The 12,950-nt window shown below is 71.1% G+C and carries 10 protein-coding genes; all 10 read left to right on the top strand.

Annotated features, from left to right (window positions below):
• The first annotated feature begins 14 nt into the window (after positions 1–14).
• Entirely contained in the window at positions 15–371 is a 357-nt protein-coding gene (hisI, locus tag BSP109_RS02070) for a phosphoribosyl-AMP cyclohydrolase (RefSeq protein WP_101599258.1), read from the top strand.
• On the top strand, positions 368–1,915 hold the full coding sequence (locus BSP109_RS02065) for an anthranilate synthase component I (protein ID WP_087007304.1): 1,548 nt from the start codon (positions 368–370) through the stop codon (positions 1,913–1,915). The genes hisI and BSP109_RS02065 overlap by 4 nt, the downstream gene beginning before the upstream one ends.
• Positions 1,912–2,403, top strand: coding sequence for a Trp biosynthesis-associated membrane protein (locus BSP109_RS02060; protein ID WP_087007306.1), 492 nt, complete (start codon positions 1,912–1,914; stop codon positions 2,401–2,403). Before BSP109_RS02065 ends, BSP109_RS02060 begins: the two co-directional genes overlap by 4 nt.
• Positions 2,404–2,525: 122 nt before the next feature.
• A complete protein-coding gene (locus BSP109_RS02055; protein WP_101599224.1) occupies positions 2,526–2,786 on the top strand; it encodes an HGxxPAAW family protein in 261 nt (86 codons plus the stop codon).
• Positions 2,783–3,568 carry an indole-3-glycerol phosphate synthase TrpC gene (gene trpC, locus BSP109_RS02050; RefSeq protein ID WP_087007309.1) on the top strand — a complete coding sequence of 262 codons (786 nt, stop codon included), beginning with the start codon at positions 2,783–2,785 and terminating at the stop codon, positions 3,566–3,568. Before BSP109_RS02055 ends, trpC begins: the two co-directional genes overlap by 4 nt.
• A gap of 46 nt (positions 3,569–3,614) precedes the next feature.
• Positions 3,615–4,847 (top strand): tryptophan synthase subunit beta, encoded by a 1,233-nt coding sequence (gene trpB, locus BSP109_RS02045; RefSeq protein ID WP_101599223.1) that lies wholly within the window; start codon positions 3,615–3,617, stop codon positions 4,845–4,847.
• A complete protein-coding gene (gene trpA / locus BSP109_RS02040) occupies positions 4,844–5,644 on the top strand; it encodes a tryptophan synthase subunit alpha (protein ID WP_101599222.1) in 801 nt (266 codons plus the stop codon). Before trpB ends, trpA begins: the two co-directional genes overlap by 4 nt.
• Positions 5,637–6,710, top strand: a complete 1,074-nt coding sequence (gene lgt, locus BSP109_RS02035) for a prolipoprotein diacylglyceryl transferase (protein WP_101599221.1) — start codon at positions 5,637–5,639, stop codon at positions 6,708–6,710. The genes trpA and lgt overlap by 8 nt, the downstream gene beginning before the upstream one ends.
• A gap of 105 nt (positions 6,711–6,815) precedes the next feature.
• Positions 6,816–11,444 (top strand): glutamate synthase large subunit, encoded by a 4,629-nt coding sequence (gltB, locus tag BSP109_RS02030; protein ID WP_101599220.1) that lies wholly within the window; start codon positions 6,816–6,818, stop codon positions 11,442–11,444.
• Positions 11,437–12,891, top strand: coding sequence for a glutamate synthase subunit beta (locus tag BSP109_RS02025; RefSeq protein WP_101599219.1), 1,455 nt, complete (start codon positions 11,437–11,439; stop codon positions 12,889–12,891). Before gltB ends, BSP109_RS02025 begins: the two co-directional genes overlap by 8 nt.
• Positions 12,892–12,950: the final 59 nt, after the last annotated feature.

The following is a 12,950-nucleotide window of genomic DNA, read 5'->3' as shown; positions in this document are numbered from 1 at the left end:
ACGCAGCCGAGGACATCACCGCGGCCACCGCTGCGACCCCCGCTGCGACCCCCGCTGCGACCGATCTCGTCTTCGACGAGCGGGGACTGCTGCCCGTCGTGGTCCAGGAGGCCGCGACGAAGGACGTCCTCATGCTCGCCTGGGCGAACGCCGAGGCCGTCGACCGCACGCTCACCACCGGACGGGCGACGTACTGGTCGCGCTCCCGCGGTCAGCTGTGGGTGAAGGGCGAGACGTCCGGCAACACCCAGCGGGTGGTCTCCGTGGCGACGGACTGCGACGGGGACACCCTCCTCTACACGGTCGAGCAGACCGGACCCGCATGCCACACTGGCACACAGACCTGCTTCAGCGGACGGGAGCTGTCATGAGGCTCACACCGACCCGCGAGGAGTTCCGCGCTCGCGGCTCCCACCACCGGATCGTCCCCGTGCACACGACCGTGCTGGCGGACACGGAGACGCCGCTGACCCTCTACCGCCGACTCGCAGAGGGGCGGCCGGGCGGCTTCCTCCTCGAATCGGCGTCGCAGGACAGGTGGAGCAGGTACTCGTTCGTGGGGCGCGGTCCGATCGCGACGCTGACGGAGGTCGAGGGCGAGGCGGTCTGGCTGGGCACACCGCCCGCGGGGCTGCCGACGGGAGGAGATCCCCACGCCGCCCTGGCGGAGGCCCTGCGCGTGCTTGCGACGGGTCCGCACGACAGCGGTCTGCCGCCGATGGTGTCCTCGTTCGTCGGCTACCTGGGATGGGACTCCGTGCGACGGTTCGAGGACCTCGGTCCCGGTCCGCTGCCCGAGCACCCGGTGCCGGAGCTCAGCATGTCCATCCCCGGCGACGTCGCGATCCTGGACCACTTCACGTCCCGTCTCACGCTCGTGGCGAACGCCGTGAACGTCGACGGCCGTCCCGACGGGATCGACGCCGCGTACGACACGGCCGTCGCCCGCATCGAGGCGATGCTGGACGACCTGTCCGCTCCGCTCGTCCCGTCTCTCGCAGTCCACGACGCTCCGGAGCCGGAGGTGAAGGCGCGCACCCATCCGGACGACTACCTGGAGGCCGTCGCCGCGGCGAAGCGGGACATCGTCGACGGCGAGATCTTCCAGGTCGTGCTCGGCCAGCGCTTCGACGCGCAGATCGACGCCTCCGCCACGGACGTCTACCGCATGCTGCGGGCGTCGAACCCCAGCCCGTACATGTACCTCCTCGATGTGCCGGTGGCCGAGGGGGCGCCGCTCACGATCATCGGATCGTCCCCCGAGGCCCTCGTGACGGTCTCCGACGGGACCATCACGACGCATCCGATCGCGGGCACCCGACCGCGCGGCGCCACCCCGGACGAGGATCGTGCACTCGCCGCCGAACTGCTCGCGGACCAGAAGGAGCGCGCCGAGCACCTCATGCTCGTCGACCTCGCCCGCAACGACGTGTCGAAGGTCAGTGCCCCGGGCTCCGTGGACGTCGTCGAGTTCATGGAGATCGAGCTGTACAGCCACGTCATGCACATCGTGTCGACCGTGACCGGCCATCTGCGCGAGGGCGCGGACGGACTCGACGTCCTGCGGGCGACGTTCCCCGCGGGGACGCTCTCCGGTGCACCGAAGCCGCGTGCGCTGCAGATCATCGACCGACTGGAGCCGACGGCCCGCGGCGTCTACGGGGGAGTGGTCGGGTACCTGTCCTTCACCGGCGACCTCGACGTCGCGATCGCGATCCGCACGGGGATCCTGCGCGACGGGCTCCTCACCGTGTCCGCCGGTGCCGGGATCGTGGCCGATTCCGACCCGCAGGCGGAGCTCGACGAATGCCACAGGAAGGCCGCTGCGGTCCTGCGGGCGGCCGCCGCAGCCCACACGCTCCGTTCGCCGGTCGACGCGACCGCGGCGGGGGACGGAGCGGAGGGATCCGCGTGACGAAGGGCAGAGCGGTCATCATCCTCCTGATCCTCGCGGGCGCCGTGTGGATCCTCGCCACCCGTCCCTGGGGCATCGACCCCGCCGGCGGCGGCACGGGTCCGTCCGGGGTCGCGGAGGTCGGCGGGGAGGAGGGCGCGTCCCATCCGCTCCTCACGGCGAGCGCGGCCGTCCTGGCCGTCGCCGCCCTGCTGCTCGCAATGCTCGGTCGGATCGGACGCATCGTCGTGTGCGTCCTCATCGGCGCCGTGGGCGTGGGAGTGGTGCTCACGGCGGTCTCCTCGCAGGCTCCGCCCGCCACGCTCATCCCGACGATCGCAGCGGGCGTCGGAGTGCTGGTCGCCGCAGTGTGGTCCGCCGTCGCGAGCCTCGGCTGGCAGGTCTCCGGCCGCTACGACCGCCAGACGCACACCGCCGCTCCGCACGCGGATGAGGACGACCCCGCAGCAGCATGGGACGCCCTGTCGCGGGGCGAGGACCCGAGCTGAGGGTCGCGTCGCGACATGCGATAATGCACCCGTAGGATCCGCAGGATCCCGAAACCCCAGCGGTGGACCCACACCGCGAACCCAGAGCCGGGCGGGCCCGCCCCCGCCAGATGAGGAGTGACATGTCCCAGGCAGTCCGCACCGGAGCCCCCGACCTCGACCGCGACGCGATCGACTACGAGAAGATCAAGGACCCCGGCCACGGCAACACGCCGGCGGCCTGGACCGGTGTGTTCCTCATGCTGCTCGGAGGCGTCATCCTCGCGGTCGGCTTCGTCATGGTCGTGGACGTCATCATCTACGCGGGCATCGGGGTCTTCGTCGCGGGTCCGATCATCGGTCTGATCATGCGCGCAGCCGGGAAGGGCAAGCCGCGTTCGTGACGGTCCTCGACGACATCATCGCGGGAGTCCGCGAGGACCTCGGACCACGCCGACGGGAGCGGTCCCTGCACGACGTCCGCGCAGCGGCCGCTGACGCCGCACCGGCGCGCCCCTTCCCGCCGGAGTCCGGCTTCGGCCTCATCTGCGAGGTGAAGCGCTCGTCGCCGTCGAAGGGCGCACTCGCGGACATCGCCGATCCCGCCGCCCTGGCCACCGCCTATGCCGGGGGCGGGGCCGCCGCGATCAGCGTGCTGACGGAGCGACGTCGGTTCGGCGGCTCACTCGCAGACCTCGACGCAGTGCGCGCTGCGGTGGACATCCCCGTGCTGCGCAAGGACTTCATGGTCGACGAGTACCAGTTCTACGAAGCGCGCGCCCACGGTGCGGACATCGTCCTCCTCATCGTCGCCGCGCTCGATGACGCGCAGCTGCAGGACCAGCTGGCGCTGGCCTCCGAGCTGGGCATGGCGGCGCTCGTGGAGACCCACACGGTCGACGAGCTCGAACGCGCGAGTGCGGTCGGCGCGAGCCTCGTGGGTGTCAACACCCGCAATCTCAAGGACCTGAGCGTCGACCCCGCGCGGTTCGCCGCGCTCGCACCGCACGCCCCGTCGGGCGCCGTGCTCGTCGCTGAGTCGGGCGTGAGCGATGCGGAGACCGTCGCCCAGTACGCACGCGCCGGCGCTCACCTGGGACTCGTCGGCGAGGCGCTCGTCATCGGCGGCGACCCCCAGTCCGCAGTCGCCGCATTCACCGAAGCAGGGCGGGCAGCGCGTCCGTGAGACGCGCGTGAGCGCCCGACCGCACCACGCCACGAGGAGCGACCACATGATCGAGCAGTTCTCCCGTCCCGACTCCGACCTTCCGCAGGGGCCGCGATTCGGCGAGTTCGGAGGGCGGTACATCCCCGAAGCACTCGTCCCCGCGTGCGAGGAGATCGAGGAGGCGTTCGGAAAGGCGGTCCTGGACGAGGAGTTCCGGGCCGAGTACCGCCGGCTGCTCGACGAGTACGTCGGCCGGCCCAGTCTGCTGAGCGAGGCCGCGCGGTTCTCCGAGCACGCGGGCGGTGCCCGCATCCTGCTCAAGCGCGAGGACCTCAACCACACCGGCAGCCACAAGATCAACAACGCGCTGGGCCAGGCGCTGCTCGCCAAGAGGCTGGGCAAGACCCGTCTCATCGCGGAGACCGGCGCGGGTCAGCACGGCGTCGCCACCGCGACCGCCGCCGCCCTCATGGGCATGGAGTGCCGGATCTACATGGGGGCCGTCGACGTGGAGCGCCAGGCTCTCAACGTCGCCCGGATGAACCTGCTGGGTGCTGAGGTGACCGCCGTGGACGCGGGATCCCGCACCCTCAAGGACGCGATCAACGAGACGTTCCGCGACTGGGTCGCATCCGTGGAGAGCACCCACTACGTGTTCGGCACGGTCGCCGGCCCGCACCCGTTCCCCGTCCTGGTGCGCGAGTTCCAGCGCATCATCGGGCTGGAGGCGCGCGGACAGGTGATCGAGCGGACCGGAGGTCTGCCGGACGCCGTCGTCGCCTGCGTGGGCGGGGGATCCAACGCCATCGGCGCATTCCACGCCTTCATCCCGGACGAGGGCGTGCGGCTCGTCGGCTGTGAAGCCGCAGGCGACGGCATCGAGACGCCCCGTCATGCCGCGACCCTGACGAAGGGCTCCGTCGGAGTCCTCCACGGTGCGAAGTCGTACCAGCTGCAGGACGAGGACGGTCAGACGCAGGAGAGCCACTCGATCTCCGCTGGGCTGGACTACTCCGGGGTGGGTCCCGAGCACGCATGGCTGCACGCGAGCGGGCGAGGGGAGTACCGGCCCGTCACCGACGCGCAGGCGATGGATGCGTTCCGGCTGCTCTGCCGCACCGAGGGGATCATCCCCGCCATCGAGAGCTCGCACGCGCTCGCAGGCGCCCTCGAACTGGGTCGCGAGCTCGGACCGGATGCGACGATCCTCGTCTGCCTGTCCGGCCGCGGCGACAAGGACGTGACGACCGCCGGACGCTGGTTCGGCTACCTGGATTCGGAGGGAGAGACGGCATGAGCACCACGACGCGAGAGGACCGCGGCAGCGCGGCGGCATTGGCCGCGTGCAGATCGGAGGGACGCTCTGCTCTGATCGGCTACCTCCCCGTGGGCTATCCGGACGTTCCCGGTTCGGTCGACGCGGTCCGCGCGCTGGTGGCGGGCGGCGCGGACATGGTCGAGATCGGGATGCCGTACACGGATCCGGGACTCGACGGTCCGGTCATCGAAGCAGCCAGCGTGAAGGCCCTGAGCGGCGGCGTCCGCGTGCGTGACGTGTTCACCGCGGTGCAGGCCGCAGCGGATGCGGGGGCCACACCCGTCGTCATGAGCTACTGGAACCTCATCCTGCAGTACGGCGTCGACGCCTATGCGCGCGACCTCGCTGCGGCCGGCGGAGTCGGCATCGTGACTCCGGATCTGATCCCGGACGAGGCCGACGAGTGGATCGCCGCCGCGGAGGCCCACGACCTCGACCGGATCTTCCTCGTGGCACCGTCCTCCTCCCCGGATCGGATCTCGGCCGTCGTCGAGGCGAGTCGCGGGTTCATCTACGCCGCCTCGACGATGGGCGTGACCGGCACGCGTGCGGAGGTCGGCGGGAAGGCCGAGGGCCTCGTCGCAGACACGCGTGCCGCCGGCGCGCGGAACGTATGCGTGGGCCTCGGCGTCTCGACGCGCGAGCACGCAGCGGAGGTCGCCTCCTACGCCGACGGTGTGATCGTCGGGTCAGCATTCGTCCGGGCGCTGAGCCAGGGCGGACCGGCAGCCGTCGCCCGTGCGGCAGAGCAGTTCGCGGAGGGCGTGCGTGACTGATCTCCTCGCCTCCATCCCGTCACCCGCCTGGAGCGGGTTCGACATCGGGCCGCTGCGCATCCACGCCTACGCACTGTGCATCCTCGTGGGCATCGTGCTGGCACTCTGGCTCACGAACCGTCGATGGCAGGCACGGGGCGGTACCGAGGACGACCTCTGGACGATCGCCATCTGGGCGATCCCGTCCGGAATCATCGGTGGTCGCATCTACCACGTCTTCTCCACCCCGGCGCCCTACTTCGGGCCGGGCGGCGACCCGGTGGCGGCCCTCTACATCTGGAACGGCGGCCTCGGCATCTGGGGGGCCGTCGCGCTGGGTGTGCTCGTGGTCCTCTTCGTGTGTCGCAGGCACGGGTTCCGATTCACGTCGTTCCTCGACGCGGCCGCGCCCGGCCTCATCCTCGCCCAGGCTGCTGGGCGGTGGGGCAACTGGTTCAACCAGGAGCTGTTCGGCGCACCCACCGATCTGCCGTGGGGCCTCGAGATCGACCGGGCCAGCCCGACCTGGCCGGATCCCTCACTCCCGGCGGACACACTGTTCCACCCGACCTTCCTCTACGAATCGCTGTGGAACGTGGTGGGCTGCTTCGTGCTGCTGTGGGCCGGACGCCGGTTCTCGCTGTGGCGCGGCCAGGTCTTCTTCCTCTACCTCGCCTACTACACGCTGGGACGCGTGTGGATCGAGGCACTGCGAATCGACGATGCGGAGCACATCCTCGGTCTGCGCCTCAACGTGTGGACCTCGATCGTGATCTTCCTCCTGGGCGCGGTGCTGCTCGTCGTATCGCGGATGCGGCACGGAGGCGGTACGGACACCGCATACACTCGCGGGGCGCAGGATCCCCCGCGCACGGACGGACCGACCGACCCGGCTGAGGCGGCGGAGACGGACCAGCCTGCGGCGACGGCCGGGGACGCGGAGGCGGACGAGGACGGCGAGGGCCCGCCGCGCCGGCGTGGATTCGGGTTCTTCGGGGCCGTCACCTCGGCGATCTCCATCGTCCCGCAGCTGCCGGGCCGTCCGGATCGCGAGACGGGCAGTGACCGGCGGGACTCCGGGCTGTAGTATCCTCTGCTTGTGATCACCCTCACGGTGAGGGGGTTCACACGCAGCACCGACAGCGCCGTTGGCTGCGGCCCTTTCCGCACGACCCGGAAGGACGGTGCTCGCATGAGTCGATCCGTCGCGCTGCCCCACTCCGCACGCCCTGCGCCCTCGGCGCTGGCTGATCCGACCGACGAGCACGACGCCTGCGGGCTCGCGTTCGTCGCCCGCCACCGCGGACCGGCCGACCACCGCGTCGTCGAACAGGCGCTGACCGCCCTGCGCAACATGGAGCACCGCGGGGGCGTCGGCGGGGACGAGGGCACAGGAGACGGCGCGGGCATCACCGTGCAGATGCCGCACGACTTCCTCGTGGAGCGGACGGGACTGCTCCTTCCCGCACCCGGTGGCTATGCGGTGGGTACGGCGTTCCTCGATCCCCTCGATCCTGCCGCGGGACGTGCGCTCGTCGAGGAGCTGGCTGCCCAGGAAGGCACCGCGGTGCTCAGCTGGCGGGACGTGCCCGTGGATCCGAGCGTGCTCGGGGCCTCCGCGCGCACGGTGATGCCGCACATCGCGCAGGTCGTGCTCGTCCCGGATCCGGCCCACCCGCTGCGCGTCGAGAACGACGGCCGCACCGATCCGTGGGCACTCGACCGTCGCGCCTTCGCGGTCCGCCGTCGGGCCGAGCACGCAGGGGTGTACTTCCCGTCGCTGTCCACGCGCACCCTCGTCTACAAGGGCATGGTGAGCACGGCGCAGCTGGCTCCGTTCTACCCGGATCTCACAGACCCGGCGTTCATGACCCGCCTGGCGATCGTCCATTCCCGCTTCTCCACGAACACCTTCCCCTCGTGGCCTCTGGCCCAGCCGTTCCGCATGCTCGCCCACAACGGAGAGATCAACACGGTGCGCGGCAACCGGAACTGGATGCGGGCACGGGAATCGGTGCTCGCCTCCCCGCTGCTCGCGTCGCCCGGGGGCACCGGAGACAATGCCGACCTCGCACGGCTCCTGCCGATCATCAACCCCGCCCTGTCGGATTCGGGCTCGCTCGACGAGGTCCTCGAGCTGCTCGTCATGGCCGGTCGCCCGCTGCCGCACGCGATGGCGGTGCTCATCCCGGAGGCGTGGGAGAAGGACCCCACCGTCTCCGAGCAGAGGCAGGCGTTCTACCGCTACCATGCGCTGCTCATGGAGGCCTGGGACGGACCGGCCTGCGTGTCCTTCACCGACGGTGAGCGGATCGGCGCGGTGCTGGACCGCAACGGGCTGCGACCCGCCCGCTACGCGCTGACGGACGACACGGTCGTCCTCGCGAGTGAGGCCGGCGTCATCGACCTGCCGGCGGACGAGGTCGTCGCCCGCGGTCGTGTCCAACCGGGTCGGATGTTCCTCGTCGACATGGTCGAGGGCCGCGTCGTGTCCGACACGGAGACGAAGGCCGCACTCGCCTCGGCCGCGCCGTACGACGAATGGCTCACCGACACCACGGTCGCGATCCGCGATCTGCCCGAGCGGGAGTCGGTGCAGTACCCGCACAGCTCGGTCGAGCGGCGGCAGCGGACCTTCGGGTACACGGACGAGGAGCTGCGCGTGCTCATCGGCCCGATGGCGGAGGCGGGCACAGAGCCGCTGGGAGCCATGGGCACGGACACGCCGATCGCCGCGTTCGCGGAGCGTCCCCGCCTGCTCTTCGACTACTTCGCCCAGAGCTTCGCGCAGGTGACGAACCCGCCGCTCGATGCGATCCGCGAGGAGCTGGTCACGAGCGTTGCCGTGGGCATCGGGAGCGAGGGCAACCTGCTGGCCGACGGCCCGCAGGACCTGTTCCAGGTCGACCTCCCGTACCCGGTCATCGACAATGTCCAGCTTGCGAAGTTCGTCCACCTGTCGGGTGACCGCGCGGGGTCCGGCGACGCGCCGGCCACGATCGTCCTGCGGGGCCTGTACCGGCCCGGTGGCGGGGACGCGCTCGGGGACCGCCTGCGGGAGCTCTGCGCGGAGGCGAGCGCGGCGGTGGCCGACGGAGCACGCTTCCTCGTCCTCTCCGACCGCGATTCCCACGCCGACCTCGCCCCGATCCCGACCCTCCTGCTGACCTCGGCGATCCACCACCATCTCATCCGGGAGCGCTCGCGGACCGCGGTGTCGCTGCTCGTCGAGGGCGGCGACGTCCGCGAGGTCCACCACATCGCGACGCTCATCGGCTTCGGTGCCTCCGCCGTGAACCCCTACCTCGCGATGGAGACGGCGGCGCTCATGGTGCGCGAAGGACGGATCGTCGGCCCCGACGAGGACACGGCGGTCCGCAATGTCCTGCGGTCGCTGGGCCGGGGTCTGCTCAAGGTGATGTCGAAGATGGGCATCTCGACCGTCCACTCGTACCACGCGGCGCAGACCTTCGAGGCGCTCGGCCTCGCCGACGACCTCATCGACGACTACTTCACGGGTACGCGAGCGCGGCTGGGAGGGATCGGCCTCGACGGGCTCGCGGCGGAGGTGGAGGCCCGCCACCGGTCGGCCTATCCGCACGACGGCAATCCTGCGGCGCACCGCTCACTCGAGGTCGGCGGGGAGTACTCCTGGCGACGCGAGGGCCCGCCCCACCTCTTCGACCCGGAGACCGTGTTCAAGCTCCAGCACTCGACCCGCACGCGGCGGTTCGACGTCTTCCGCGAGTACACGGGACGCGTCAACGAGCAGGCGAGCGAACTCCTCACCCTGCGGGGACTGCTCGATCTCGTGCCGCACCCCGACGGTCCGCTCCCGCTCGAGGAGGTCGAATCCGCCGCCTCCGTCATCCGGCGGTTCTCCACCGGCGCCATGAGCTACGGGTCACTCTCGCAGGAGGCCCACGAGACCCTCGCGATCGCGATGAACCGGATCGGCGGGAAGTCGAACACGGGCGAAGGCGGGGAGGACGTCGAGCGACTGCTCGACCCTGCACGGCGGTCTGCGATCAAGCAGGTGGCCTCCGGTCGCTTCGGCGTGACGAGCCTCTACCTCACGGAGGCCGATGACATCCAGATCAAGATGGCGCAGGGCGCGAAGCCCGGCGAGGGCGGACAGCTCCCGCCGTCGAAGGTGTACCCGTGGATCGCACGGACGCGGCACGCGACCGCCGGTGTCGGCCTCATCTCACCGCCGCCGCACCACGACATCTACTCGATCGAGGATCTCGCCCAGCTCATCCACGACCTCAAGCGCGCCAACCCCGGCGCCCGGGTGCATGTGAAGCTCGTCGCCTCGTCCGGTGTCGGGACCGTCGCCTCCGGCGTCGCGAAGGCGCAGGCGGACGTCGTGCTGATCTCCGGCCATGACGGCGGGACGGGCGCGAGCCCTCTGAACTCCCTCAAGCACGCGGGCGTGCCGTGGGAGCTGGGCCTCGCGGAGGCCCAGCAGACCCTCGTGCAGTCCGGCCTGCGCGGCCGGGTCTCCGTCCAGGTCGACGGCCAGCTCAAGACGGGCAGGGACGTCGTCATCGCGGCGCTGCTGGGCGCGGAGGAGTTCGGCTTCGCCACCGCACCGCTCGTCGTGAGCGGCTGCATCATGATGCGCGTGTGCCACCAGGACACGTGCCCCGTGGGCGTCGCGACGCAGAACCCGGAGCTGCGCAGCCGTTTCACCGGGCGCCCCGAATTCGTCGAGACGTTCTTCGAGTACATCGCCGAAGAGGTCCGCGAACTGCTGGCGGAGCTCGGCTTCCGCTCCCTCGACGAGGCGATCGGTCGCGTCGAGCATCTGGACCGCACACGCGCTGTGCGCCACTGGAAGGCCGACGGTCTCGACATCGCGGACGTTCTCGCGCAGCCGCGCACGGCGACGGGCGAGGTCGCCGATGTCCGCACCCGGACCGTCGGGCAGGACCATCGCCTCGACGAGCACTTCGACGCCTCGCTCATCGCCGAGGCCGCCGGCGCCGTCCGCGCCCGCACACCGATCGTGCTCGAGCGGCGGGTCACGAACGTCGATCGCTCGGTCGGCACGATGCTCGGCCACCGGGCGACGGTCGAGCACGGAGCCGACCCTCTCGACGCGGACACGGTCGCTGTGCGGCTGACCGGCAGTGCCGGCCAGTCGCTGGGCGCGTTCCTGCCGCAGGGCATCTCGCTGTCGCTGACGGGAGAGGCGAACGACTATGTGGGCAAGGGGCTGTCCGGCGGCACGATCGCCCTGCGCCCGGCTCCGACCGTCGACTACCGGCCGGAGGACCACGTCATCGCCGGCAACGTGATCGGCTACGGCGCAACGTCCGGGAAGCTGTTCCTCAACGGCCAGGTGGGGGAGAGGTTCCTGGTGCGGAACTCCGGCGCCGCCGCGGTGGTCGAGGGGATCGGGGACCACGGCCTCGAATACATGACCGGAGGCACCGCGGTCGTCCTCGGCCCCGTGGGACGCAACTTCGCCGCAGGCATGTCCGGCGGCACCGCCTACCTGCTCGACTTCAACCCGGCGCGCATCAACGTCGCGGACCGGGAGGCCGGACGCTTCCACCTCCGCGGCCTCTCGGGCGAGGACACGCGGGAGCTGCACGCGCTGCTGCTGACCCACATCGAGCGCACCGGCTCGCCCCTGGCCGCTTCGCTCGTCGCCCGCCTGGACCGCGGTGAGGACGTGTTCGGCCGCTTCACGAAGCTCGTGCCGGTCGACTACCTCTCCGTCCTCGCCCTGCGCGCGCGCTGCGAGGAGGACGGCACCGACCCCGATGGTTCCGACGCATGGAACACGATCCTGGAGACCACTCATGGCTGACCCCCGCGGATTCCTCACCGTCACCGAGCGGGAGCTCCCGCCCTCGCGTCCCGTCCCCATCCGCCTCCTCGACTTCCATGAGGTGCAGGAACGGCAGGACGAATCCGCATTCATCCGGCAGGCGGGCCGCTGCATGGACTGCGGCGTGCCGTTCTGCCATCAGGGCTGCCCCCTGGGCAACCTCATCCCGGAGTTCAACGATGCGATGTGGCGTGGGCAGACCGCACGGGCGAGCGAGCTGCTGCACGCGACGAACAACTTCCCGGAGTTCACCGGTCGGGCATGTCCCGCGCCGTGCGAGTCCGCCTGCGTGCTGGGGATCTCCCAGCCGGCCGTCACGATCAAGAACGTCGAGCTGACGATAGTCGACCGCGCCTTCGAGCAGGGCCTCGTGGTCCCGCAGCCGCCCGAGCGGATGTCGGGCCGCACCGTCGCCGTCGTGGGGACCGGACCCGCCGGGCTCGCGTGCGCCCAGCAGCTCACCCGCGCGGGCCACTCCGTCATCGTGTATGAGCGGGAGGACCGGATCGGCGGACTGCTCCGCTACGGGATCCCGGACTTCAAGCTGGAGAAGCACCACATCGATCGCCGCCTCGAGCAGATGCGTCGCGAGGGCACTCGCTTCCGCACCGGCGTGGCAGTGGGCGAGGACCTCCCGTGGGAGACCCTGCGCGCACGCGTCGACGCAGTCGTGGTCTGCACGGGCGCGACGCTGCCGCGCGAGCTCTCCGTCCCAGGACGCGAACTGTCCGGCGTGCACTGGGCGATGGACTACCTCGTGCCGGCGAACCGTCGGCAGGCCGGAGACGCGGACATCGAGGGCTTCATCGACGCGGCGGGACTGCACGTCGTGGTGATCGGCGGCGGTGACACCGGCTCCGACTGCGTCGGCACCGCGCTGCGCCAGGGCGCGGCGTCGGTCACGACCCTCGCGATCGGGCAGAAGCCCCCGGTCTCGCGACCGGACCACCAGCCGTGGCCGACGGATCCTCGTGTCTTCGAGGTGTCGACGAGCCACGAGGAGGGTGGGGAGCGCCGGTTCCTCGCCTCGACCGTGTCAGCGGTCGACGACGGGGACGGGAACGTGGTCGCGCTGCGCGTTGCCCGCACCGCGCACACCGCCGCAGGTCGGGTGCCTCAGCCGGGCACCGAGGAGGACCTGCCGGCGGACCTCGTCCTCATCGCGATGGGCTTCACCGGTCCGGAACAGGAGGGGCTCTCCGCGTGGGGGCTCGACGTCGACGGGGGACCGGTGAGCCGTGACGACGACTACTCCACCGCGCTTCCGGGAGTGTTCGTCGCCGGCGACGCCGGCCGCGGCCAGTCGCTCATCGTCTGGGCGATCGCCGAGGGACGAGCGGCCGCTGCCGCTGTCGATGCGGACCTCATGGGCGAGACCTCCCTGCCGAGACCCGTCGCCGCGACCGACGTCGCCATGACCGCGTGACCGGCCGCGATCCGACGACTCCGCGCAGGTGGGAGGGGCCGTGGTTCGACTAGGCTGAC

Origin of the sequence: Brevibacterium sp. Mu109 (assembly GCF_900169375.1) — a bacterium.
Taxonomy (GTDB): domain Bacteria; phylum Actinomycetota; class Actinomycetes; order Actinomycetales; family Brevibacteriaceae; genus Brevibacterium; species Brevibacterium yomogidense_A.
The sequence above is the reverse complement of the archived record's forward strand: the minus strand, read 5'-3'. Positions and strand labels throughout refer to the sequence as shown.